Below are 23328 nucleotides of genomic sequence, written 5' to 3'. Positions count from 1 at the left end.
GTCGCCTACGTGAGGAGGCGGGACCAGGCGTCGCGGAAGTACGTCGTGTCAAAGCGGGCCAGCGTCTCGTACACGGTCTTCGACTCGTCCGGCGCGGTGTTCGCCCGCTCCCGTATCTGTTGGGCCAATCGACGCGGGTCCGGGGACGGCTGTGTGGTGAGGTTCGCGAGGTCACCGAGGCCGGCGATCGGCTGGAGGAGGCAGGGCACAGCGAGGAGCAGCGCCTCCGCGGCGCACCGGCTCCACCCTTCCTGCATACGCGGTGTGAAGACCCCGACGTCGCAGGCCCGCAGCAGTTCGAGGTACTGAGGGCGCGGCAGGTCGAAGTGGCGTCCCGGGGAGCCGACGGTGTTACTGCCGGTCGTCACGAGGTGGAGTCCGGGCGTGCCCTGGATGGCGGCGGCGACTGTGTCGATGCCCTTCCAGTGCACGGCTTTGCCCGCGTACACGGAGATCTCGTCCCGCGGGAGACCGAGCCGTGCCTTGCAGTCGGCCGGGTCCAAGGCGCGTACCTTGTCGATCTCCGCGAGGTCGAAGGCGTTGTAGATCACCTGGACGTCACGCACGCCGTGGGCCCGGAGGAAGGCCGCCCAGAACGGAGCGACACAGACGACCGCGCGGCACTGGGCCAGGGCCGTGAAGAGTCTTCGCCACAGCAGCGGTTCGATGGGCCAGGAGTCGAACTGTAGTGGTTCGTAGTGGTGGAAGACGAAGACGGTCCGGGCCCGCATCTCCGGCGTGAACAGCAGGATGCTGAGGTCGTCCCAAAGGAACGTGCCCGGCTCGGTCTTGAGGTCGCGGATATGAGGTGCGAGGCGGGCGAGGTGCCGCAGTTTCCGTCCCCGACGGACGGCGTACGTCCGTTTGTAGTCCGGCAGCGTACGCCAGTCGATTCGGTCGGCCGTGACCTCGTGGATCATGCGGAGATAGACGCGGCCTCCGGTACGGCCTTGCGGCGACAGGGAGTGGATGACCGGCCTCACGTGGCCGCCTCCGCTTCCGCATGCCGCTGATGCTCGGCGGTGAGCAGCTCCCAGGCGGCCCGCAGCGGCGCACTCACGTCGCGGGACTCCGCGGCGAGCGGCAGGTAGGTGCGGGTCAGGCTGTCGAGGAAGCGTGCACGGCGGGCTGGGTCCGGCGAGTGCCGCAGGTCGCGCAGGTTGTCGATGCGGTCGGCGAGACGGACGAGCAACTCGTCCGGGCCGAGGGCCAGGACCTTGCCGTGCCAGGCGTCGGCGTCTTGTGGCTGCTTGGGGCGCCTCTCCAGGCGGTGGTCGGGGGTCATGGAACGCAGCCGCTGTGCGAACGCTCCGCCCAGGCCGGATTCGATAAGGGGCTCAGCCGAGGGGGAGATCTCCAACGCGTCGTGCAGTAGGCCGAGGATGAGCAAGTCGGGGTCGGTGACGCCGAGTTCGTTCCTCAGGATGGTCACGACGCGCACCGGGTGGTTGATGTAGGGCGTGCCTTGGTCTCGGACATGACCGGCGTAGATCCCTGTGGCGAGGCCCACGGCACGCCGGCCTCGCTCGCATTCGGGCTCCGGCCAGTCCTCGAAGCCGAGTTCGTCCGTCGCGGCGGGGGTGTTGGTCATGCGAGATCCGTTCCGGAGGCGGCCGACAGGACTGCGTCACCCCGCACGTGCGGAGCGAGGACCAGCGTGTCCTCGACAACCAGGGCGTCGAGGCCGAGCTCGACCGCGGCGTCAAGGGCCTGTTCGGCGGTGCGGAGGATGGGGGTCCCCTTGAAGTTCAGAGAGGTGTTGAGGAGCACGGGCACGCCGGTGAGCCGGTGGAACTCCTCCAGGAGCGGGCGGACTCCCGAGTGGCTGCGGCTCACGGTCTGCAGACGGGCGGTTCCGTCCTGGTGGACCACCGCGGGCATACGGTCGGACTTGCAGTGACGGGCTCGTACGACGCGGTTCATGAACGGGTCGGCGTTTCCGAGGAACCAGGCGCTGGCCTCCTCGGCGAGCGCCAACGGCGCCAGGGGGCGGAAGTCGGCTCGTTGCTTGAGGGCGTTCAGCCGGGTCTTCGTGGCCTCCTTGCCGGGGTGGGCGAGGATCGAGCGGTGGCCGAGGGCCCTCGGCCCGAACTCCATGCCGCCCTGTATCCAGCCGATGATGTGGTGGTCCGCGAGAAGTGCGGCGACCGTGGGGATCAGTCGGTCGCCGAGGTCGGAGACGCGTCGGTAGCCGCCCGCGAGGGCACCGTCGGGCAGGGCGCCGGGAGGCGGGCCCCAGTCGGTGTCCTCGGGTGTCGGCAGGAGGGGTTGCCCAAGGACGTAGTTCCAGGCGTAGAGGGCGGCGCCGACCGCGGTGCCGGCGTCGTGCGGCGCCGGGGCGACAAACAGGTTCTCGAAGCCGGACTGCTCGGCGAGCGTCCCGTTGAGGTGGGAGTTCAGGGCACAGCCACCGGAGAAGACCAGCGTGCGGGCGACCGTGAGATGGCGCAGGTGGCGTGCCACGTGGACGACTGCTTCAGCGAAGACCCGCTGTGCTGCGGCGGCCAGGTCGGCGCGCGCGTCGAGCGGCTTCGATTCGGCGGACCACGCGCTCCACACGGCGTCTTCGACGCGGAGTGGGGTGTCGGGGTCGTACGAGCCCCACGGTGCCGCGATGTGTACGTGCCCGCTGTCGCCGAGATGGACGAGGTCGCGGAGTTCCTTGTAGTAGCGGTCCGGGTCGCCGAACGCGGCCAGGGCCATCATGCTGCCCTCGGCTTCGTTGCCCGGCGGAATCACTCGGAGCGCGAGGTTGCGGTAGAAGTGGCCGAGTGAGGGGTGGGTGTGCTCGGGTCCCGACGGGCCGGGGGTGATGGTCGGTGTGGCCTGGTGGATGCGGTCGATGTGGTTCGGGCTCAGGTCGTAGCCGGTGATCCGTTCGCGTCCGGTCGCGATGTCCGCGCCGAGGGCGGAGCCACCCGCGTCGATGACGAGTCCGGCCGCGTGCTCCTCACCGGAGAGCAGATAGCCGGCGAGGACGTGCGCCGTGTGGTGGGAGATGAGTTTCAGTCGCTTCCCGAGTGCCTCGGGGAGCATGGCGGCGAGTTCCGCCCGTTCGGTGGACACCCAGGATCCGTGTCGGGGGGTGGGCCGCATGGACGGGGTCCACACGTGGTCGATGTCGTCGACGGTGATGCCGGCGGATCGCAGGCACCAGTCGAGGGCACGGGTGGGGGCGGTGAGGATGGGCTCGCGCGTGGTGCGGTTGTGCTTAATGCCGCTCCATCGTTCCTCCTCGGCGGCGTGGATACGGCCGTCGACGATGAGGCAGGCGGACGTGTCGTGGTGGAAGTTCAGGCCGAGCACTGCGGACATGGGGACCTCCGGGCAGAGGGTGGTCAGACAGAAGCCGTGCGGCGGGCGGGGACGGCGGGAGCGGGAACGATCTGGAGACCCGAGTCCTTGTACTCGTGGCACTTCAGGCAGAAGTCGTAGTGCTTGCGACGCGGCGCGAAGACCTTGGTGGCGAAGTCGTCGTCCCAGACCGTGAACTCGCTGTCGTTCTTGGCCATGGCGTTGAAGCACCGGTAGCAGTCACCGTCGACCTCGATCATGAGGTGCTGGTCGACGTTGCGGTCGCAGAGTCCGCCGAGTTCGTTGGCCGGCTGGCCGACGTCGATGTGGTGGACGTGGTTGGTGACGTGGATGGCTCCGTACTCGTCGCACAGCGAGGCCAGCTGCTTGAGGCGGTCCGGGGCGATGGCCTCCAGCACGCTGTTGATGACGACGGTCTTTCCTGCCTCCCGAAGCACGGGGATGACGGCGCGGACTTCGTCGTAGTTGTCGTGTTCCTCGTCGCAGCCGATGAGGACCTGGTCGTAGTACGCGAGGGTCGCCGCGAGGAGGCGCTCGTTGCGGGCGAGGGTGATCGCGTTGGAACCGAGCACCATGACCTGGTCCGGGAAACGGTCACGAGCCAGGCCGCTGAGGCCGCTGAAGTCGCGGTGGACGGTGGGTTCTCCGCCGTTGATGTGCAGCTGCCGGAACGGGATCTGCTCAAGTCGGTCGAGGACCTGGGTGAACGTGTCCATCGGCATGTTCTCGCCCTGGCCGCCTTCGGCGAATATGCAGAAGTCGCAGTGGCGGTTGCACTTGGTGGTGATCTTGATCTTCGCGGTCTTGAGGGTCCTTTGCGCACCGGACAGCACGGAGGACGACGTCATGGAGAGCCCCCTTTGGTCACGTGGAGTGGGCGGAGAGGAAGTCTTCGACGACGGAGCGGTGACGACCCCACAGGGCGAGGAGGTCGGGAAGGGTGCTCGCCGTGGTCGGGCCTGGTGGCAGCAGTGCCGTCATGGCCTTCACGAGCGACGCGTCGTCGCCGGAGAGTCGGTCGGCGAGGCGGGACAAGGTGTTCCGAGCGGAACCGAGTTCCTTCTCCTCGCGAGCGATCAGATAGCCGGTCACGGTCTCCGGCGGGGGGTTCAGGTAGTAGATCCAGCGTGCGACGCGTACGCGGAGCATGCCCGCGGTCGTGGTCCAGGCCGCCTTGTCCGTCCCGGGTGCTTCCGGCAATGACCTGGGGTGCGGTGTGCGGCGCAGCACGGCGTCCACGGTCGCATGGGCCGTGCGCAGTACCTGCGTGGGAGAAGGTCCCGGATCCGAGGTGGCGGCGGACAGCCGGAGGAACTCCTCTGCATGGGCTTCGAGTTCGCCGGGGTGCCACTGGTTGAGGGCCGCGGATTTTCCGGGGCAGCGGGTACGTGTGGCGAGGGCCGCGGACGCGAACCAGCACGGTGCCACGTAGTGCCAGGCGACGCAGTGCCTCCGGTAGCCGTCGAGGTCGTGGTGGACGTTGTCGGTACTGTCCTTGTCGAGCTGGTAGCGGCCTCCGATCCGTGCGTCGAGGATTCCGCGATAGAACCTCTCGTCCGCACGAGTCCACGACATCATCTGCGCACGGGATTTCCACCGCTGGAGAGTGGTCGCGTTGCCCGTGGCCAGGCTCCAGGTGGAGATTTCAGCCGGCGAGACGAGGTTTTGGTCGAGCTCACTGACGGTGAAGGCGAATCCAGGAGGATGTTCGAGCAGTCGACTGTGGGCCGGGTCCAGGAGCACCGCCTGGTGATGGGCGGTGGCCAGCCGCTCGTTCCACGCCCACCACGAGTCGGGGGCCTGGTCGAGGATGACGCGGATGTCGATGTCCGAGTGCGGTGCGATGAGGTCGCCGGCCTGCCACTTGTGCGTGAGCATGCCTGCCGCGACACCTTGGGCGGCCAGCTGATCGGCGTAGACGACACCGAGTCGCGCGTACGACGTGGTGGAGCGGGTCGTGGTCACTCGCTCTCCCCATCGGGTCCGCGGAGCGAGCAGGCACCGCCCGTACCGCTGCCCACGGGCAGAAGGGGAAGTACCGGCACACCCTGCGGCCGCTCCATGCGGTCCCACCGCAGGTCGTAGTCGACGTAGTGGAAGCCCTGCCAGGCTTCGTTGCCGTCGCGTTCGAGCATGGCGCGGAAGAGGTGGGCGTAGGCGTCAGCCATGGTGCCGTCCGCGAGGTGCGGCTTCAGGGGGATGTCGCGGTTGTGGAGGATGCATGGCCGGGCGATACCGGTGGGCGTGATCTTGATGCGGTTGGCGTCAGAGCAGGTGGCGCAGGAGGAGTTGGAGATGAACCCGATGGAGCCGGCCCAGCCGGGCGGTTGGAGGTAGCGTCCCGGGCTTCGCACGCCCAGCTCGGTTCGGGAGATCTCGCCGGCCTTCTCGAACCAAGCGTGGAGGCGTTCGCGGACCTCTGCTTCGGGCACGAACTCGGTGGGGAACAGCGCTTCCGCCGGTCCTATGCGCTGCAACTCGATCAGCCTGACAGCGATGGGGAGTTGTTTGGCGAGTTCGGCGACGCCGAAGGCGTCGTCCAGGTAGGACCGCTGGAGCACACAGTTGATCTTGACCTTGAGGCCGAGTTCCAGTGCTCGGTCGATCGTGGCACGGGAGACGCGCGGATCGCCGCCGCCCATGATCTCGGAGGATCGTGAGGGGTCGAGGCTGTGAAGGCTGATGTTCAGGTACGTGAGTCCGGCGTCGCGCAGTGTGTCCACGGTCAGGCCGCGGCGCAGGTTGCCGTGGCTGGTCATGCCGACGGTCGCCGTGTCGCCCAGACCTTCGGAGAGCGCCCCGATGATGTCGAGGATGTCGGCACGCAGCGTCGGCTCCCCGCCCGAGCAGTGCGCTTTGCGGATGCCCCAGAGCCCGGCCTCGTTCGCGATGCCCGCGTAGTCGGAGACGGTGAGCGTCTTGTCCTTGTGCCCGTAGTCGGGCATGCACCGCGGCTTGCAGAAGACGCAGTCGAGGTTGCAGATCGAGTTCAGCGTGAACGCCAGGTAGGGGTGGTTCCGACCGGTCTCGGTGAACTGCCGCAGCAGGTCGGTCCTGGACAACTGCTGGTCAGTGGGAGTCATGCGGCCCTCCGTGAGTTGGGGTTACAGCACCGTTGAGGGGCTGGCCGGCGAGGAAAAGCCGAAGGTTGTCGCGGAAGAAGGCGACCGCCTGGTCCATGTACGCGTGGCTGAAGACCGCGGTCTTCGGCGTGAGCACGATCCGTGGATGGTGGCGGAGCGGGTCGTCGAGCTCAGGTGGCTTGTGCGGCTGTACGTCGAGTGCGGCGCTGGCCAGTTCGTCCTGGTCCAGGGCGTCGAGGAGCGCGTCGTGGTCGACGGTGCTGGCCCGCCCCAGGTTGATGAAGACCGCTCCAGGACCGCATGTCTTGAAGGCGGTCTTATCGAAGAACCCGCGCGTCTCGTTGGTGGCGGGGAGCAGGTTGACGATGGCGCGTGAGCGCGCGAGTGCTTCGTGAACACGATGCGCGGGCAACCATTCGATCCCGCCGGGTTCAGAGTGAGGGGGTCTGCGTCGCACGCCGATGACGTGCATGCCGAGGGCTTGTGCGACCTCGGCGAGGCGGATACCGACAGAGCCGCACCCGACGATCGTGAGGGTCTGTCCGTACAGGTCGAAGAAGCTGTCGGCGAGGTCGTCCTTCCACCAGACCGACCGGGCCTGAAGTCTGCTGCTTTCGAACAGGCCACGCGAGAAGCCGAGGAGCAGCCCGATCGCGTGCTCTGTCATCGGTTGACCGTGGTAGCCGTAACCACGCGTGAGCATGATGCCCGCTGCATCGAGGGCGGCGACCGGCCAGTGGTCGACGCCTGCGGACGGGGTGGCCGTCCAGCGCAGCCGTGTCGGGGCCTTCAGCCATTCCGTGTCGAAGGCCCAGCCGAAGTAGACATCAGCGGCACGGATCTCGACAGGGACGTCGCGCTCCGTCGTGATGCGGAAGCGGATGTCCGGGAACGCGGACTGTAGTTGTTCCGCATGCCGGTTGGAGAACTGCCAGAAGGAGTACGGCGAGTTGAGCGATATCAGCGCGGTGGTCGTCATGCTCAACTCCTCTCAGCGGCGCTGAGCGTCATCGCCCAAGGGGTGTACTGGCACAGGTAGGAGCGGATCGTTGCCTCGTAGTCGTGCCGCGCCATGAGCAGCGCCCTGCCGCGAGCACGCATCTGCTCACGCTCTCGGCCACCGATGTGAAGCGCTCGTCTGATCGCATGGGCGAGGCCCATGGGGTCACGGGCCTCTGCCGTGAATCCGGTCAGCCCGTCGACGACGGTCTCCGTGAGTCCGCCCGCCCGCGTCGCGACCACCGGCGCCGCCCCTGAGACGAATGCTTCGAGAGGGATCCTTCCGAACGGTTCGGCACGGGAGGGCACCACCACGGCACGGAGGGCTGGACTGCGCAGCCAAGAACGGTAATCGGGTGAGAACCGCGACAGAAGCGTCGCGTCGATCGCGTAGTCACGGACCATCGCCTGGAGCCGCCGCTGGTAGTCGGTGAGATCTTCCGTGTGCGTTGTGGGCGCGAGCACAAGGTGCGGCAACCGTGTTCCACGCCTCTTGAGGAGGTGGAGGGCTTCCAGTAGGTCTTCGAAGCCCTTGCTCTCCACCGCCCGGCCCATGGCCAGCAGGAAGCCGGCTCTGGCCGGTAGTGGGAGCGGAGCAGGGGGAACGTCTTCGTGGTCGCTCAGGAGCAACCCGTTGGGGAGGTCGACGACGGCATGCCGTGGGATGTCGTAGACCTGCTCAAGGTGGCCGCGCATGTGGTGCGAGATGGCGGCAACCCGTGCGCCGCCATTCACCGCGCCGGCCAGCCCCCTGTGCTCCCAGCGGATGCGCCGCCGGTCCTCGGGTGAAGCGAGTTCGCTCGTTGACCGGGGGACGAGAAGGAGACCGAACGGATCGTCAGTGCCTTGATGCGGACCGAGGCCAAGGAAGGGGATGTCCAGGCCGATCAGTTGAGCCATGGGCGCACGGGCAAGGCGGTCCCGGGCCACTTCCATCACGCGCTCACACAGGGTTTCGCAGCCCGAGACGGTAGCGGTCGCCGCGCGACCGCCCGGCACCGGAACGACCTCGGCCTCAGCCCGCCGCACGATCCTCTCCGTCTCCGCCACCCATGCCGGGTCGTAGCTGGGATCGGAGCGTGGGATGCGAACGGGCATGACCAGGAGGCGCCCCGGGGGCAATGTCCGTGTGAGTACCTCGAGGAACGCGCGGTTGCTGAATCCCGTGCCTGACGTGCAGCCGTAGTAGCCGTCGTGCAGCGCGACGGCGATCTTCGGCTGAGTCGTGCCTAAGGCGTGCCCGACGAATTCCCCTGTGTCGCTTTGCCGTTGGAGGGTGATCGCGTCGCCGGTCGGAACGTGAATCACGTCCTGCGAGCTGCGTTGATGCGCTGCCATGGGGGGACACCTCCAGTGGGGGAGCGGTGGCTAGGGCAGGGGGAGTTGCCTGGATCGCGTCTGAGCGGCGTGGTCTATCGGAAGCTCGTGCAACGGAGCGTGAAGAGACGATTCCACTGGGAGAGTGCGGGGCGCGGACAAAGTGTCCGTAGGAATTCGACGACAGATCCTTGACAGCAACGGCCGTTCCTGTAAGGCAAGTTGAGGGGGAAGTTGTCTGGGCGTCGGGTCACGTCACCAGTGGTCGCGCCTGGGCCGTTCTTGCGGCGCCGCTGTACCCGGGCCCGAGCTCTCACGGCACACGCTCCTCCGGTCGTGGGGCCCGAACGGTGACCCCTCCGACCTCCAGAACACCGCACGCACCGGTGTCCGGAGGAGGCGATAGATCGGTCAACTGGGTCAACTGGGAAGGGTGTTGCACGATCTTGGTGAAGCCTGGGAATGCCTGAGTGTGAGGTACGGACCGCGAGTAGGCCAACCCAGGAGTGGTACGGCATGCCGAAGGCACCCGAGAGGCGCAACGAGGTCCTGTCGGGCTGTCTGGACGAACTCGGCTGGAGTCCCAAGCTGCTCGCGCGCAAGCTGAACCGCGTGTTCGGGGTGGGGACCGTCGCCGAGTCCGCGCCGTACCACTGGCGGGACGCGGGAGGCGTTCCTCGTCCTCCCCTGCCGACGATGGCGGCGTACGTCCTGTCGCAGGAACTGGGTCGCGTCATCTCCGTCGAACAGCTCTGGCAGGGAAAAGCCGCGGATACGCCCATGTTGATAGCCGCGGACGCGAGTCTGGGACACTCCTGGAACGTCCAAGGGCTCGGTCACATCGTGGAGGACTGGGTGATCGGTGGGTTGCTCGATCGACGCCGCTTTCTGGCCATCTCGGGCTCCGGGCTGCTCGCCGCTGTTTCCCACTACCTGGACGGAACGGCCGGCCGCGGGGCGTTCAGCCCCAGAATCGCCGACGCGGGGCATGCGGACCCGCTCGTCACGCTGGTCGAGCAGAATCTCCCCCTGCTGCAGCTCCTCGACGACGAGAACGGCGGCGCTCGTCATCTTCCCTACGTCGGAGCCCAGTTCAGAGCGGTCGGGCTCCTGCTTCACGAAGGCGCTCACTCGGGCACAGCCACCACACGACTCATTCGCGCCCTGGCCGAGATCGGACAGCTCGCCGGCTGGATGGCGTTCGACTCGGCGGACCACGGTCTCGCCCAGCGGTACTTCGTCACCGCACTGCGCGCCGCACACCAGGTCAACGACCGTGCGCTGTGCGCCCACATCCTGGCCGACATGTCCTTCCAGGCGGCTACCCGCCAGCATCCCGCTGACGCGATCGCCCTCGGCGAGGCTGCTCGTCGTGCGAGCGATGGAGGGACGGCAGGCGTGCGTGCTTCGGTGCTCTCGCGCCTGGCCCACGGATATGCGACGGCCGGCCGCGGTGCGGACTTCGAGCGGACAAGCGAACTGGCCCGTGAGCTGATCGAGCGGCGGTCGGACACCACACCCGAGCCCCGGTGGATGTACTTCCTGACTCCCAACCACCTGGAGTGTCAGGCCGGATACTCGTTGATCGGCCTGGGCCGCTCCAGCCTGCACCAGGGAGGCCGCTCTGCCGGGCGGGGCTTCGTACGCCGGGGCGAGGCGCTTCTGGAGACAGGAGCGTATGCCGTGGAGAGAGGAGATCCAAGCCAACGCAGGGCGCTCTTCGAAGGGGCGTGGCTCGCTCTGGGGTACAGCGCCTCAGGCGAACTGGAACGTGCCTGCGAGATCGCCAGAACGGCCGCTTCCAGGCTCGCGACCGTGCGCTCGCCGCGAAGTACCGCGCTCCTTCGGCAACTGGCCGTCGAACTGCGCCGCAAGCAGAGAAACCCACACGTCGGCACTTTCCTGCCCGAGCTTGAGGAGCAGTTGGCGAAATACGCGGGTTCGGCTGCGGGACCTCCGGATACGGTCAGAGTATGACCACAACCGGCAAGATCGTCATTGTTGGCGGAGGCGTCACGGGTCTGACCACAGGGGTGGCACTACTGGAAGCAGGCTTGCCCGTAGAGCTGGTGGCAGCGGAGATCCCCGGCCCGACGTCGGTCGCCGCGGGCGCGATGTGGGGCCCATATCTGGTCGAACCGTGGTCGAAGGTACGGCGGTGGAGCCTTGTCTCGCTCGACGTCTTTCGAGGGTTGTCAGGCGACCCCGCGAGCGGCGTTCGGATGGTCAGCGGCGTCGAGGTCGCTCGAAACGCGGTGTCCGCCCCGGAGTGGAGCACCTTGCTGCCCGACTTCCGTGAGTGCTCTCCTGGCGAACTGCCAGCCGGATTCGAGGGCGGCTATCGCTTTACGGTTCCCCTCATCGACATGCCCGTCTACCTCCAGTACCTTCTGCGGCGGTTCCGGGAGGCCGGCGGCACGATGCGGCGGCGGTTCGTCAGTTCGCTCGACGAGATCGACGACGCGTCCGTGGTTGTTAACTGCGCCGGGCTGGGCGCCGGCGATCTCGCCGCGGATGACGGTGTGCGACCGATTCGCGGCCAGCACGTGGTCGTGGAGAACCCGGGCATCACGGAGTTCTTCTCCGAGGACACGGGTCTGTCGCCGGACCTCGTCTGCATCTACCCGCACGGCGAAACGGTGGTTCTCGGGGGCACGGCGATCGACGGCGAGGCGAGTCTCCGGGAGGATCCGGTCGCGGCGAGAGCGATCGTCGAGCGATGTGCGGCGATCGATCCGCGGCTGGCGAAGGCCGCCATCGTCGCGCACCGAGTGGGAGCGCGGCCAACGCGCTCCGAGGTCCGTGTCGAGGCAGATGTCCGCGGAGATGGGGTCCCGCTGATCCACAACTACGGCCATGGTGGGAGCGGCGTCACCCTCTCATGGGGCTGCGCGCGCGAGATGGTCGGGCTTTTGCCGTCCTGAAGTTGGCGCTTGTGGCTGTGGCGGCGCCATTTTGGGACCACCGAGGCGCCTCGAAGCGGCCCCGATCTGTGAAGATCGCCGCTGGCTGAGACGGACTGCGCTGACCACACCTGGGCCTTACGGCTGCTTATTAGTGGGGCCAATGCAGGTAAGGCAAGGCTGGGCCGCGAATGAGGGCCTATTGGAGTCGCCCCGGTGGAGCCTCACGAAGTCGCCGTAGCCGGTGTCGGCCTACCCACGGTAAGCCAGAACCCTCGGAGAATTCTTTTGCAGTACTCCTTGCCTCGAATTTGATCGAGTTAGCACCCATTTTTCTTGCTTACCTTCTTATGTAATGGCGCGGCATCGCTGGACGGTGTCCTCATCTCGTGGATCAGCCATTCAGTGAAGAGTACATCCGGAATCTTTTCCATGTATCTCTCTCGGATGACCTTGCGTATCGCTTCGTCCTTGTACAGTCGCAGGCAAGCCTGGCACCGGTGAGCGTACATGCCCTCCCAAGAAATGGACTCATCATGGCCAGCAGCCCAGGCAATTATTCGTTCAGGACCTTCGGCTCGAATCCATCGTTTGAGCAAGTCCTCCTCGGCGGTGCGGATAGCATCGGCCATTGGGATCCGGCCGATCTGCCCGAGGTTTAGTTCGGGTATCAGACTTAGCCCCAAACCGCAGCATGCGCCCATTTTGCCATCAGCCTGAACAGTCAATGTTTGAAGGACGCTGTCGCAGCCGCGGCGGGCGGCCACGTTGTTGTTGTCGACAGCAACCCCAGGCGGATACTCATGCCTTCTTTTTGTATTGAGTGGCATCCACGGGCTTTCCGTGATCGTCACCATTTGGTTTGGGAACAAGCTAAGCGTTTCCCGATAGTAGGGATGCTGTTCAACGGTTTCCCGCGAAACATTACAGCCTTCGATCATCTCGACCATGACAGCTGGCGAGTAGTCAAACTTGAGGGCCGCCCGAATGGCACGCAGGACGCGAATAATTGGGACGAAGCGAGTGTGCTGGTCTCCCGTACTAAAGTTGATCTCGGTGAGGCCCGCCTCACGCAGGGACCGCAAAGTCGCCAACGATATTTCGTCACCCATTGCCCAGTGGCAATTGGTGACGACGCGAGTCAACATGCCGAGAGAGGCGGCGAGGTCGATCGAAGATAAAAGGATGTCCAGCGCCAACGTTGGTTCGCCACCCGTGAAAACCGCAATGCGTATCCCCAGGTCGGCGCCTTCGCGGATAGCTGCGTGAATCTGTTCGGATGTGAGGCTGTCTGTAGCCCTCGGACTGGAGAGTGTGCCGCAATGTTTGCACGCAGCGGTACATCTGTTAGTTGGCATGATGGACAAGACTCGATGGCGTTCAACCGGTCCGAGAGTCACGATGCCCCTTACTCTCCAACGGTAGGGGGTAGTTTCGTCAAGGTGCCAGATTCTCGGAGAGTGGCTCCTCTACGCCGCAGATCGTTGGTTAGTTGCAACGCGACGCTACTCACATCGAGGCGGCTGAATCCAGTGGGCAGGCCCGTAGAGAGCGGCAACCCGACAAATACAGCGAAGACTGCAACGGCGTACACAACGAGGGCGATCTCGACGCAGACCCAGTCGCTGATGTCAGGTCCATCGGGGTGGCGGTCATGGTCGCGATCGTCCCTCCAGTGCAACGAGGCCACAATGGCAGGATCGGCGACTCTTGCCACCTCCACTACCAAATCTTCAAGCATGCCGGAACGGCCGCTGAGCGCTACGTACGTTCGTAATGCCTCATCTGGATCTTCGCTCAAACCTGCTGACGTTGCCTCATCAAGGAGTTGTTGGTGGTATTGTCTCGCCCACGCCACAAATCGTTCGTTCGTCAGAAGCGAGAACAGTAACCTGTTCCCGCGGCTCGCTTCCGCCGCTTTTACGTTTGCCCCAGGAAACGCAATGGCAACAATCACCTCGGTTGGGTTCCTAATGTAGAGTTCGCGAAGCCCTCGATCGGCGGCTAAACGGTCGTTAAGTGCGGACAGTCGTTCTGTGATTTCCGGCGCCTTGAGGATAAGCAGATCCCGTGCGTCCATCGGCGTCACTCCGATGCCTTCAGATCCCAGCTATCAGCGGCTAAGGTTAGATTCTCCTAGGGCCCCACACTCCTCTTCGTTGCGATGCCTGGCAAGCACCTTCCGCCTCACCATCAACGAATCTCGATCGGACAGTCACGGCAGCTATAGTTCGTGATCATGGTGCGGCGGTGACCTCGTTTCAGAGGCGATGGCAGGCGGCGGCTCGGTGCTGGTGGCGGCGTCGCCAGTGGGAGGCAGTTGCAGAACGGACGCGCCCAGACGTGGCAAGCCCGAACAGCAACCCTCAAGATCAAGCCAACTCCGACCTGGGCCCGGAAAAATGCGGAAGGCGAGCACTGCGCATGTGGGCTTAGCATGCCCCGATGCGGCCAGAACCTGGACAGGTACTGCACTTCTCCGAGGATCCAACGATCACCCGCTTCGTCCCGAGGGTTTCCCCGACGTCGAAAGACCCAGGAGCCTTTGTCTGGGCCGTCGACGCGGTCCGCGCCCCCGACTACTGGTTCCCGAAGCAGTGTCCCCGGGCCATGGCATGGGTGACACCCGACACTTCCCCGTCAGACCGCGAGCGGATCATCGGCCCAGGCGGGGGTGATCGAGTACACGCGATCGAGTACGACTGGTTGGAGGAGATCCGAAATGTTCGCCTCTACGTCTACCGGTTCGAATCCACGTTCTTCCGCCCCATCGGGGAGCCCGTCCCGCGCGCCCACGTCGCGGAGGAACCCGTCGAGCCGCTGGGTCCACCCGAGCTCGTCGGCGATCTTCTTGCCCTGCACGCCGAGGCTGGCATCCAACTGCGGGTTCTGGACATCCTGTGGCCGTACTGGGAGACCATCACCTCCAGCACCTGCGGTTTCAACGGTATCAGGCTGCGCAACTCCCTCGGGCACCCCGCACATCGGCCCGAGGCCCGACCACGAACGCTCCTCGGCCAAGCGGGCTCCGGTGGAGCGGCCGTGGGCCGGCAGCGAGAGGGGAGCACAGGACAACGCGGGGAGTCGTACCACTGATTGCTTGGCTGTCAGCTCCTGATGGAAGAACGCATCACTGTCGTGATCTCGTCCAAGAGCCGCGGTACGTCCTCAAGACTGTCGAGCACGACGTCGGCTCCTGCTGAGGCCAGTTCGCGAGCGGTGGTCTTGCCGGAAGCGATTCCAATCACTGAAGCGCCGCCTTCGACGCCGGTGCGGACATCTTCGAGGGAGTCTCCGATGATGACGGTGTTGGAGCGAGTGAAGGCTGCCCCGAGCTTGGCCTGAGCTCGCTTTTGTGCGACGGCGACGAGGGCAGGACGGTGCTCGTCGTCGGAGGCGTACCCACCGATTTCTGTGTCCAGGAAGGCGTCGAGGTCGAACGCTGCGAGCTTCAACAGTGCGTTGGGCTTGAGGTTCCCCGTGACGACGGTCGCCACGCAGTGCGTCTGCTCGTGCACGGCCTTCAAGGCTGACAGCGCACCGGGCATGAGGACACCCTGCTCACGCAGGTCTTCCTCGTGCGCGGCGAGCCGCTGCGGTAGGAGTTCAACCATGCGTGGAAGTAGTTGGGGGACATCCGATGCCGGCACGCCGTTGTCCAGGAGCAGGGATCGGGTCGCGAGGGGCATAGTGACGCCGGTTCCCCGGGCCGGAAGTCGCACTACGGGGCGCCCAACGATCTCGGCGAAGGTCTCGCGGTAGACCTGCCGATCGATCTCACCGACGTACAGCAGCGTGCGGTCGATGTCCCACAGCACGAGGGACCGTTCGGCTTCAGCCACTCCCGACTCCTTGCCTGCGGCTAGGGCGGCACCGCCCTGTGGCTTCGAACGTAGTGGGTCCGCACCAATCCATCATGGTGACGCAAGCGCTCGGCTACTTTCCGCGATCGGCCGGCAGGCACGGGTTTGCAGTACGTGCAGGAATCGCGCGGACAATCTGTCCGTAGGTAGTTCGACGTCTACCTCTTGACTGGGGAGTGAAGGCCCTACTCAATCGGCGTCCGCATTGTGACAAAAAGTCCCGCTTTAACCGCTCGGCCCGAGGTTCGGTGAGGGAACTGCTATGTACCGCAGACCCGTTCGGTGCCTTCTCGTCGCGTGCGCGATGCCATCGGCTCTGTTAACAGTTGGCGACCATGGGCGCAGGCTTGGACATTATCCGTACTCTGATCGAAGTGCTTCATCGCGAAGGGACAGTTCCACCGATGAGTGAAAACACGACGCTGGGAGACCGTCTCCGTATCGCTCGCAGGACACGGAAACTGTCTGCCGCGCAACTGGCACAGAAGGTCGCCGTCTCCCCGAGCTACGTGCAGAAGCTGGAGTCCGGCGCACGGAAGGCTTCTCCGTCCCTGGTGCTGGCGCTCGCCAAGGCGCTGCGCTTCGGCCCCGAGGTTCTGACCGGCCAGCCGTACTACGGTGAGCCGGAGGCCGAGGACGGCGTCCACGCTGTCATCCCTGAGCTCCGCCGCCTCCTGCTCTGCTACGACAGCCCTGACGACCTGGAGATCGCCCCCAGGGCGCTTCCGGTGCTCGCCTCGGAGGTTGACCAAGTAGCGGCTCTGCGCCGCGACGCCCGCTACGCGCCGATGGGCCCCTTGCTGCCACCGATCATCACCGAGTTGACGCATGTGGCGCTCGGTGGTGGCAACGGCGACCAGAGCAAGGCGTTCTGGCATCTGGCGCGCGCCTATCGAGCCGTGAACTCGCTGGCACACAAGATGGGCCACCACGATCTGTCGAACACGGCGCTGGAGCGGGTCCGCTGGGCGGCTGATCGCTCCGGCGACCCGCTGATGCAGTTCACGGCCGGCTACCTGGTGGCGGGGGCGATGCTCCGCCAAGGCGCCTACTTGCCTGCTCGGCGCAGGCTCCTCGCCCTGCGGACCGAGTTGGAGAGATTGCAGCCGGAGCGTTCCTTCACGGACGACGCGCTCGCTGTCGATGGCGCGCTGCTGTTGAAGCTGGCCGTCATGGAAGCCCGTGAGAACAACGCCGACCGTGCGGACGCGTACCTGCGGGAGGCCGAGCAGGTGGCAGGCATGGCGGGCAACCGTGACTCACTGGCGTACGAGATGTCGTTCGGTCCGACGAACATCCGCATCCACGAGATACACGCGATGATCGACATGGGAGACACCGAGCAGGCTCTCGCCCGCCTCACCGAGTGGTCTCCGGCTCCTGGCGGCGAGTGGACGCCGCCGGCCACGACCGTCGGCGAGCGGTCGAGTCACCACTTCATCGACGTGGCTACCGCGAAGCTCGCTGTGGGCGACCGGGCTGGTGCGTTCAACGATCTCAAGCGTGCTCGGAAGGTCGCTCCGAACCACACGCGGTTCCACCCGTCCGTGCGCGAGACCACTGCGGCATTGCTCAGGGTGGATGCCCACCCCTCCAACGAGCTTTCTGCGTTCGGTAGTTGGGCTGGCATAAGCACAACTTGAGCTTCTGTCAAGGGGGTTGGCGAGTAAACCCCACGGACAAGCTGTCCGCGCACAGAACTTGCTGAGTGGAATGGTCTCCTTACACATAGTGGTGAGGAGGCCGTTTCCATGTCCGACGCCAATCCAGCAGCTCGTGCGATACCGCCGCGCTGGATGCCCATCGGTGAAGAGCCCGAGCTGTGCTCCGCGGGCGAATGGTGGGATGCCGTACGCGCCGTGGAGGCCGTGGGCCAGCGCGCGATCGAGATCCTCAACGAGGGTGACCAGCCGGTCGGCCCGGTGATCCTGGACGCCGGCGGGCCGGAGCCTCGGTTGTACTTCCTGGTCCCCGTGGGCACCGCCACCCGCTGGGAGGAGCCGGGGACTGTCGCGCTGGGAAAGAAGTGCCACGTCGTCGTCCCGCCTACCGAGAGCACGACACCTCCGGGGATGCACTGGCATGTCCTCCCGAGCGGCCCTCGATCGCTGACCCCGCCCGACGCGCTCCGCCGTGCGCTGAGTCAGGCGCGCAGGGAACGGCGAAGGTCCGCGGAGGAAGCGACCTCCTGATGGCCCTGAGCATCTCCCTCGTCCTGGTGTTCGGCATCCTCGTGGTCGTTCTGATCCGTGGGAAATCCGTGAAGGCCGGGCCCGCGATCGTCTGCGTGCTCTTCGGGTTCTTCCTTGCGAGCACGTCCGTGGCCCCGAACATCACCCGCTTCGTTACCGGCGTCGCGGACATGATCGGCCAGATCCGTTTCTAGGGCGGCCGACTCGGTACCGAGGTTCCCGCCGTTCAGACAGCGGTTCGCCCGTGCCCTTCGCTGAGCCCCATCCCCCCACCTGCCTAAGGCCCCCGATGACATTCACATCCGTCCCAGAGGGCGCGCCACCTCGTACGGTCCGAGCGCGTCAGAACAACGGCCCCGAGCCCGAGCGTCGCATCGTCCCTGGTGAAGGTCTCTGATGCGTCTCGTGTATCACCCGGCCGGCCATGACGACGACCTGCGCGTGGCCCTTGTCGAACTGGAGGCGGGGCGCTGGAAAACGGCCCGGGAGCTGCTGTTACAGACGGCCGGGCATTGGGCTCTGCGAACGTCACGCACTCAGTTGCTCGCGGTGGCGGCCGCCCGATCGGATGTGGTCGGCGTCTGGCTCGAAGAAGAGCCTGACAGCTACGACGCGCAACTCATGAGCGTGCGCGTCGCGGTCGAGCGGGCGCTGCGCGCGCACCGCCAACAACATCCGCAGACCCTGGAGTTCGAGATCAAGGCGCGACGCGATGCCTTGCTGGCAATTCGTCGCGCGCCGCACGATCCCGTGCCGTGGGTGTGTCTGGTGGCTTTGGCGCAGATCGACACACGGCAACTGCGGCGTGAACACCGCCTGGTGTCCGCCGAACCGATGCTGCCGAGTGGCCCGTGGGGACTTCTCTACGAAGTCAACCAGCGCGATCCGTACAACCGCGAGGCCTACCACCGGGTACTGCAGTTCATGCTCGCCCTCGATGGCCTACGGGCCGCCTCCCTGGCCTCGGTCGTCGACTTCGGTTGGTCGGTGGCGGGGCAGCGGCCTGTCGGATCGCCGCTGCTGCTTCTGCCGGTGTACGCCCTGATCGAGCAGCGTCGGGCCCGCGTGGATCCGCTGTGGCGGAGACAGTGGGCGGAGGAACCCGCGCTCAACTACACGCTCAACGCCTTCCATGACTGGTTCCAGAAGGCGCCACCTGGGCCGCGTTCGGTGGCCGATCTGAACCACCTGGCCTATGCGCTGTGGGCGGGCCACCAGTACCTGGAGGCGGCCGAGGTCTTCGAGGCGATGGGTCCGTACGCGGCGCGCGAACCCTGGGCGTCGGTACACGACGGTGCCGCAGCCGCAGACCCCGGCGAGGCAACTCTCCTTCGAGCACGCGCGGAGTCCCTCTCCTTCGCCCGCAATCACAGGGCGCGCGCTGGACCGCATCCGTGATCGTCAGCAGGTGTCCATAACCTCAAATTGGCATGCCCCTGCCATTACTCCTCTCCTCAATCGCCTGGAGGTAGTTCAGTGACCCGCTCAGATCCAACCCGTCGTGCCACACATCGGAAGTCTGATGACGCCTACCTGCGGGAGCTCGGCTATGAGCCCGCCCTGACCCGGCGCATGGGACCGTTCGGGAACTTCGCGCTCAGTTTCTCCATCATCAGCGTCCTGTCGGGCTGCATGACGCTCTTCGGATTTGGGCTCATCACCGGTGGACCGGCCGTCATGTTGTGGGGCTGGGTGGTGGTCGGTCTGATGGTGCTGGCCGTCGGCGCCGCACTCGCCGAGGTCACCTCCGCCTACCCCGTCAGCGGTGCCCTGTACTTCATGGCCAGCAAGCTCGGCGGCCCCCGCTGGGGTTACGTCACCGGCTGGCTCAACCTGCTTGGTCTGCTTGGCGGCATGGCCGGCGGCTGCTACGGGATCGCCTTGTTCACCGGGGCCTGGCTCAACCTGCAGTGGGGCTTCACCCCCACCCCGGAGCGGACTCTGGGCATCTTCGCGGTCATCCTGCTGCTGCTCGCCACGCTCAACCTCTTCGGCGTACGCCTGGTCAGCATCCTGAACTCGATCAGCGTGTGGTGGCACGTCACCGGTGTCGCGGTGATCGTCGGCGCGCTCGCCCTCGTACCCTCCCACCACCAGTCTCCCGGCTTCGTGTTCGGTGAGTTCAGCAATCACACCGGCTGGAGCAACCCGCTCTATGTCGGGCTGCTGGGCCTGCTGTTGGCGCAGTACACCTTCAGCGGCTACGACGCCTCCGCGCACCTGTCGGAGGAGACGGTGCACGCGCAGGTAAGTGCAGCCCGCGGCATCGTCCGCTCGATCTTCTGGTCGTGGGTCGTCGGCTTCGTGCTGCTCGCTGGGATGCTCTTCGCGATCCAGGACTACGCCGGCACCGTGGGCAGTGCGACCGGCGTCCCCCCGGCCCAGATCTTCCTCGACGCGCTCGGACCCACCGCCGCCAAGGCCCTGCTGCTGGTTGTCATCGTGGCGCAGCTGTTCTGCGCGAACGCGGGGCTCGCGTCCGCGTCGAGGATGGTGTTCGCGTTCTCGCGGGACGGCGCCCTGCCCTTTTCCAACACCTGGAGGCGCCTGAGCCCTCGTACCAAGACGCCCGTCCCGGCCGTCTGGCTCGCAGTCGTTGTCCCCTTCGTCCTCGCCCTGCCCTCGCTGTACTCCACCACCGCCTACACCGCGATCACGTCCATCAACGTCATCGGGATCACCCCCGCCTACGCCATCCCGGTCTACCTGCGGTTGCGCGCCGGTCGGCGGTTCGTGCGCGGCCCCTGGCACCTGGGCAAGTGGAGCAAGCCGATTGGCTGGACAGCAGTGGGCTGGGTCGGCTTCGTGACCGTGCTGTTCTGCCTGCCGCAGAACCGGCCGGAGGGCGGTGGGTTGGTGTCCGTCGACACGTTCAACTACGCGTCGATCGCGCTGGTGTCGGTTCTGGCCCTGGCCTGGATCTCGTGGCGTTTCAAGGGGCGACGCTCGTACGAGGTGCCGGTCCAGAACTTCGATCGCTCGGCGAGCACGTACGAAGACGAGGTCGTCTGATGACGGGGAGCGTGATCGGCAACGGCACCGTGGCACGCCTCGCTACGGCGTCCACTTCCGCTTCGGATGGGCACTCCGGAAAGGCCTTCTCGCTGACTGACCTGCGGAACCTCGTCAAGGCGGGCGCGATAGACACGGTGCTGCTGGCCGTCCCCGATCTGCAGGGACGGTTGAAGGGGAAGCGGTACGACGCTGATCACTTCCTCAGGCGTGTCGCGCATCACGGCGCCGAGGTGTGCGCGTACGTCCTGGCTACCGATGTCGACATGAGCCCGGTGGAAGGCTTCGCGCTGACCTCGTGGGACGCCGGCTATCAGGACCTGTCCGTGCAACCGGCGCTGTCGACCCTGCGCGTGGTGCCGTGGCTGGCGCGCACCGCCATCGTGCTCGGCGACGCCGTGCACCAGGACGGAACACCCATCGACATCGCGCCCCGCCAGATCCTCCACGAACAGCTGACCCGGCTGGCCCGGCACGGCCTGCACCCCAAGCTGGGGATCGAGACCGAGTTCGTCCTCTACAAGGGCACGTACGCGGACGCGGAACAGGCTGGCTTCCAGGGCCTGCATCCGTTGACGACGGAGAACCTGGACTACGCCCTCGATCATGATCCGGTATCCGCCCGGTTCTTCCGTCGCCTTCAACGTGCGCTCGCCGGCGCAGGGATGCCGGTGGAAGCGATCAAGACCGAGGCGGGACCTGGCCAGGTCGAGGTGACCTTCCCGTACGGGTCCGCGCTCACCGCCTGCGACCGGCACCCGCTGTTCAAGCACGCGGTGCGCACCCTGGGGTCACGAACGGGTCTGGCGCCCACGTTCATGGCAGCCCCGGAGACGGGTTGGGCCAATGGCCTGCACCTGCATGTATCGCTGTGGTCGAAGGGCATCAGCCAACTGAACGAGCCCAACGGCGGACTGTCCCAGGTGGGTCGGTATGCCATCGCGGGCCTGCTCGACGGATTGCCGGAGCTGGGTCCGATGTACGCGCCGAACGTCAACTCCTACAAGCGGTTCACGCCCAGCGCATGCGCGCCGACCACGTTCAGCTGGGGCCACGACAACCGGACATGCGCTATTCGCGTCGTCGGCCACGGTGACGGCCTGCACTTGGAGATCCGCGTGCCGGGCGCGGACGCCAACCCGTATCTGGCCCTCGCCGCTGTCCTGGCGGCCATCGACCACGGCATCGAACAGAAGCTCACCCTCGGCCCGGGGGAGACCGGAAACGCCTACAGCGGAGGCGGCGCGCCTGTGCCGCCGACACTCGCCCATGCCCTCGCGGCCTTCCAAGGCGGCGCCTTCGCGGAAAGGGCCTTCGGCATGGATGTGGTCGAGCACTATGCCCGCCTGGCCCAACTGGAACTCGACCACGACCAGCGTGTGGTCACCGACGGAGAGCGGCAGCGGTGGCTGACGCACGCCTGAGCCCTCCTCTTTCCCCAAAGGATCTACAGCCTTCGATGGGCAAAGACCCGCACCTCGTGACGCTCGGTTGGAGGTGCGGGGTGCCCGGCGAGCCCCTCACCGAGAGGGCTTCAGGCACGGTCCATCTCGTCACGGCGTGCAGACGTCCAGGTCAGAACGCATTGTCAGTGGCTCTTGGCAAGCTACCCACCCGCACATGCACACCACCGAACGTATCCAAGTGGTCACTTCTTGTGGCACGGCTGGATGGCTCGGCGAACGGAAGGGCGCACCAACGTGACCGACATGCCCAGCGCACTCCGCCAGTTGGTGGGGTCAGTGGCCGACACGTACGACGTGGTCGCGGAACACCCTCGGCCCGGCGATATGCGGCCGTCCCTGTGGGAGGTCAACGGCACTGGCGGCGAACGGTGGTTCGCCAAGCAGCACGTGGGCCCCAAACTTCACAGGCGCGAGGTCGACGCGTACCGGAAATGGACGGTAGCCCTCGGCGCGGGCCGCGCTCCGGAACTGGTCGCGGCGAACGGGGAGGCGCGCACCATCCTGGTCACCGCCGTCGCCGGGCTCACTCTCGACCGACTGCGTCTGCCGACTGAGCAGCAACGCAAGGCGTACGCACAGGCCGGTGAACTGCTCGCCCGGCTTCACGCCGCGGCAGGCGACGGGCCGACATCGGAATCGGCAGAGGAGGAGTGGGGGCAGGCGGTCAACGATCTCCTGGACCGCACCGCGGCGTACGCACCGGAACACGACGTCGCGCTGGTGCGCTCGCTCACCCGACACACGCCGCCGCGCCTGCCCCGGGTGGCCAGCCACGGCGACTACATGCCCAAGAACTGGATGTGGGAGGAGACCGAACAACTGCTGCGGGTCATCGACTTCGAGCGAGCCGAACTCCGACCTGCCGCCTATCGGGACATGAGCCGTTTGCGATATCGGATCCTGCACCACCATCCCGACCTCGACGCCGCTTTCCACCACGGGTACGGCCGTCGCCTGACCGAGGAGGAACAGGCCGCGTGCCGGGCGTACGCCGCGCTGGACGCTCTGGACTCGCTGTCCTGGGGGAGCCAGCACCGTGACATCGGCCTGATCGACGAAGCGCAGACAATGTTGGAGAACCTGCGCCTGGAGAGCGGCAAGCGTGTGTGGGGCGGGTGGCGTGCGTGAACGCCTTCGCCAGCACCTCCGCCTATTACCGATGGACTCGCCCAGGTATC

21 protein-coding genes are annotated in these 23328 nt (G+C 66.2%); 10 read left to right on the top strand and 11 right to left on the bottom strand.

What is annotated here, in order from left to right; genetic code table 11:
- Positions 1–5 precede the first annotated feature (5 nt).
- The 8 genes from JHN45_RS15965 to JHN45_RS15930 are packed head-to-tail and all read right to left on the bottom strand — an operon-like array spanning position 6 to position 8735.
- Complete coding sequence (locus JHN45_RS15965; protein WP_201049467.1) at positions 6–983, bottom strand: glycosyltransferase; 978 nt, start codon at positions 981–983, stop codon at positions 6–8.
- Positions 980–1591: an HD domain-containing protein gene (locus tag JHN45_RS15960; protein WP_201049466.1), complete on the bottom strand. Its 612-nt coding sequence runs from the start codon at positions 1589–1591 to the stop codon at positions 980–982. The genes JHN45_RS15965 and JHN45_RS15960 overlap by 4 nt, the downstream gene beginning before the upstream one ends.
- The gene (locus tag JHN45_RS15955) at positions 1588–3315 is read right to left on the bottom strand and encodes a carbamoyltransferase C-terminal domain-containing protein (RefSeq protein ID WP_201049465.1); all 1728 of its coding nucleotides are present in this window, start codon (positions 3313–3315) and stop codon (positions 1588–1590) included. The genes JHN45_RS15960 and JHN45_RS15955 overlap by 4 nt, the downstream gene beginning before the upstream one ends.
- A gap of 23 nt (positions 3316–3338) precedes the next feature.
- Positions 3339–4163 (bottom strand): radical SAM protein, encoded by an 825-nt coding sequence (locus JHN45_RS15950; RefSeq protein WP_201049464.1) that lies wholly within the window; start codon positions 4161–4163, stop codon positions 3339–3341.
- A 16-nt stretch (positions 4164–4179) separates the two neighbouring features.
- Positions 4180–5280, bottom strand: coding sequence for a hypothetical protein (locus JHN45_RS15945; protein ID WP_201049463.1), 1101 nt, complete (start codon positions 5278–5280; stop codon positions 4180–4182).
- Positions 5277–6398, bottom strand: coding sequence for a radical SAM protein (locus tag JHN45_RS15940; RefSeq protein WP_201049462.1), 1122 nt, complete (start codon positions 6396–6398; stop codon positions 5277–5279). Before JHN45_RS15940 ends, JHN45_RS15945 begins: the two co-directional genes overlap by 4 nt.
- Positions 6385–7377: a D-2-hydroxyacid dehydrogenase gene (locus JHN45_RS15935; protein ID WP_201049461.1), complete on the bottom strand. Its 993-nt coding sequence runs from the start codon at positions 7375–7377 to the stop codon at positions 6385–6387. Before JHN45_RS15935 ends, JHN45_RS15940 begins: the two co-directional genes overlap by 14 nt.
- A 2-nt stretch (positions 7378–7379) precedes the next feature.
- Entirely contained in the window at positions 7380–8735 is a 1356-nt protein-coding gene (locus JHN45_RS15930) for a glycosyltransferase family 4 protein (RefSeq protein ID WP_201049460.1), read from the bottom strand.
- 495 nt (positions 8736–9230) lie between these two features.
- On the opposite strand from JHN45_RS15930, the gene JHN45_RS15925 reads away from it, so the two are divergent.
- Positions 9231–10691 carry a carph-isopro domain-containing protein gene (locus JHN45_RS15925; RefSeq protein ID WP_201049459.1) on the top strand — a complete coding sequence of 487 codons (1461 nt, stop codon included), beginning with the start codon at positions 9231–9233 and terminating at the stop codon, positions 10689–10691.
- The gene (locus JHN45_RS15920; protein ID WP_201049458.1) at positions 10688–11638 is read left to right on the top strand and encodes an FAD-dependent oxidoreductase; all 951 of its coding nucleotides are present in this window, start codon (positions 10688–10690) and stop codon (positions 11636–11638) included. The genes JHN45_RS15925 and JHN45_RS15920 overlap by 4 nt, the downstream gene beginning before the upstream one ends.
- Positions 11639–11937: 299 nt before the next feature.
- Here JHN45_RS15920 and JHN45_RS15915 read toward each other — a convergent pair whose 3' ends face one another.
- Positions 11938–12975: a radical SAM protein gene (locus JHN45_RS15915; protein ID WP_236583727.1), complete on the bottom strand. Its 1038-nt coding sequence runs from the start codon at positions 12973–12975 to the stop codon at positions 11938–11940.
- Positions 12976–13025: 50 nt separating this feature from the next.
- Complete coding sequence (locus tag JHN45_RS15910; RefSeq protein ID WP_236583718.1) at positions 13026–13706, bottom strand: hypothetical protein; 681 nt, start codon at positions 13704–13706, stop codon at positions 13026–13028.
- 356 nt (positions 13707–14062) lie between these two features.
- Between JHN45_RS15910 and JHN45_RS15905 the strand changes: the two genes are divergently transcribed.
- Positions 14063–14713 carry a DUF6886 family protein gene (locus tag JHN45_RS15905; protein ID WP_374195620.1) on the top strand — a complete coding sequence of 217 codons (651 nt, stop codon included), beginning with the start codon at positions 14063–14065 and terminating at the stop codon, positions 14711–14713.
- An 11-nt stretch (positions 14714–14724) separates the two neighbouring features.
- Here JHN45_RS15905 and JHN45_RS15900 read toward each other — a convergent pair whose 3' ends face one another.
- On the bottom strand, positions 14725–15459 hold the full coding sequence (locus JHN45_RS15900) for an HAD family hydrolase (RefSeq protein WP_201049454.1): 735 nt from the start codon (positions 15457–15459) through the stop codon (positions 14725–14727).
- 356 nt (positions 15460–15815) lie between these two features.
- Here JHN45_RS15900 and JHN45_RS15895 point away from each other — a divergent pair, with 356 nt between their 5' ends.
- The 7 genes from JHN45_RS15895 (at position 15816) to JHN45_RS15865 (ending at position 23278) form a co-directional block, all read left to right on the top strand.
- Entirely contained in the window at positions 15816–17123 is a 1308-nt protein-coding gene (locus JHN45_RS15895; protein ID WP_236583717.1) for a helix-turn-helix domain-containing protein, read from the top strand.
- Positions 17124–17231: 108 nt separating this feature from the next.
- A complete protein-coding gene (locus JHN45_RS15890; RefSeq protein ID WP_201049453.1) occupies positions 17232–17672 on the top strand; it encodes a hypothetical protein in 441 nt (146 codons plus the stop codon).
- The gene (locus JHN45_RS15885) at positions 17672–17866 is read left to right on the top strand and encodes a hypothetical protein (RefSeq protein ID WP_201049452.1); all 195 of its coding nucleotides are present in this window, start codon (positions 17672–17674) and stop codon (positions 17864–17866) included. The genes JHN45_RS15890 and JHN45_RS15885 overlap by 1 nt, the downstream gene beginning before the upstream one ends.
- Before the next feature lie 202 nt (positions 17867–18068).
- Positions 18069–19070 carry a hypothetical protein gene (locus JHN45_RS15880; protein ID WP_201049451.1) on the top strand — a complete coding sequence of 334 codons (1002 nt, stop codon included), beginning with the start codon at positions 18069–18071 and terminating at the stop codon, positions 19068–19070.
- Positions 19071–19244: 174 nt separating this feature from the next.
- Positions 19245–20684, top strand: coding sequence for an amino acid permease (locus JHN45_RS15875; protein ID WP_201049450.1), 1440 nt, complete (start codon positions 19245–19247; stop codon positions 20682–20684).
- The gene (locus JHN45_RS15870; protein ID WP_201049449.1) at positions 20684–22108 is read left to right on the top strand and encodes a glutamine synthetase family protein; all 1425 of its coding nucleotides are present in this window, start codon (positions 20684–20686) and stop codon (positions 22106–22108) included. The genes JHN45_RS15875 and JHN45_RS15870 overlap by 1 nt, the downstream gene beginning before the upstream one ends.
- 285 nt (positions 22109–22393) lie before the next feature.
- The gene (locus JHN45_RS15865) at positions 22394–23278 is read left to right on the top strand and encodes an aminoglycoside phosphotransferase family protein (RefSeq protein ID WP_201049448.1); all 885 of its coding nucleotides are present in this window, start codon (positions 22394–22396) and stop codon (positions 23276–23278) included.
- Positions 23279–23328 lie beyond the last annotated feature (50 nt).

Source organism: Streptomyces sp. MBT53 (assembly GCF_016654115.1).
In the GTDB taxonomy this organism is placed as follows: Bacteria; Actinomycetota; Actinomycetes; order Streptomycetales; family Streptomycetaceae; genus Streptomyces.
This window is presented reverse-complemented; position numbering and strand designations above follow the sequence as displayed.

Excerpts from the sequence above, each read along its gene's own strand:
- JHN45_RS15960 (WP_201049466.1), bottom strand. The coding sequence starts at position 1,591 with ATGACCAACACCCCCGCCGCGACGGACGAACTCGGCTTCGAGGACTGG.
- JHN45_RS15955 (WP_201049465.1), bottom strand. The coding sequence starts at position 3,315 with ATGTCCGCAGTGCTCGGCCTGAACTTCCACCACGACACGTCCGCCTGC.
- JHN45_RS15950 (WP_201049464.1), bottom strand. The coding sequence starts at position 4,163 with ATGACGTCGTCCTCCGTGCTGTCCGGTGCGCAAAGGACCCTCAAGACC.
- JHN45_RS15940 (WP_201049462.1), bottom strand. The coding sequence starts at position 6,398 with ATGACTCCCACTGACCAGCAGTTGTCCAGGACCGACCTGCTGCGGCAG.
- JHN45_RS15935 (WP_201049461.1), bottom strand. The coding sequence starts at position 7,377 with ATGACGACCACCGCGCTGATATCGCTCAACTCGCCGTACTCCTTCTGG.
- JHN45_RS15930 (WP_201049460.1), bottom strand. The coding sequence starts at position 8,735 with ATGGCAGCGCATCAACGCAGCTCGCAGGACGTGATTCACGTTCCGACC.
- JHN45_RS15925 (WP_201049459.1), top strand. The coding sequence starts at position 9,231 with ATGCCGAAGGCACCCGAGAGGCGCAACGAGGTCCTGTCGGGCTGTCTG.
- JHN45_RS15920 (WP_201049458.1), top strand. The coding sequence starts at position 10,688 with ATGACCACAACCGGCAAGATCGTCATTGTTGGCGGAGGCGTCACGGGT.
- JHN45_RS15915 (WP_236583727.1), bottom strand. The coding sequence starts at position 12,975 with ATGCCAACTAACAGATGTACCGCTGCGTGCAAACATTGCGGCACACTC.
- JHN45_RS15905 (WP_374195620.1), top strand. The coding sequence starts at position 14,063 with ATGCGGCCAGAACCTGGACAGGTACTGCACTTCTCCGAGGATCCAACG.
- JHN45_RS15895 (WP_236583717.1), top strand. The coding sequence starts at position 15,816 with ATGGGCGCAGGCTTGGACATTATCCGTACTCTGATCGAAGTGCTTCAT.
- JHN45_RS15890 (WP_201049453.1), top strand. The coding sequence starts at position 17,232 with ATGTCCGACGCCAATCCAGCAGCTCGTGCGATACCGCCGCGCTGGATG.
- JHN45_RS15885 (WP_201049452.1), top strand. The coding sequence starts at position 17,672 with ATGGCCCTGAGCATCTCCCTCGTCCTGGTGTTCGGCATCCTCGTGGTC.
- JHN45_RS15880 (WP_201049451.1), top strand. The coding sequence starts at position 18,069 with ATGCGTCTCGTGTATCACCCGGCCGGCCATGACGACGACCTGCGCGTG.
- JHN45_RS15875 (WP_201049450.1), top strand. The coding sequence starts at position 19,245 with ATGGGACCGTTCGGGAACTTCGCGCTCAGTTTCTCCATCATCAGCGTC.
- JHN45_RS15870 (WP_201049449.1), top strand. The coding sequence starts at position 20,684 with ATGACGGGGAGCGTGATCGGCAACGGCACCGTGGCACGCCTCGCTACG.
- JHN45_RS15865 (WP_201049448.1), top strand. The coding sequence starts at position 22,394 with ATGCCCAGCGCACTCCGCCAGTTGGTGGGGTCAGTGGCCGACACGTAC.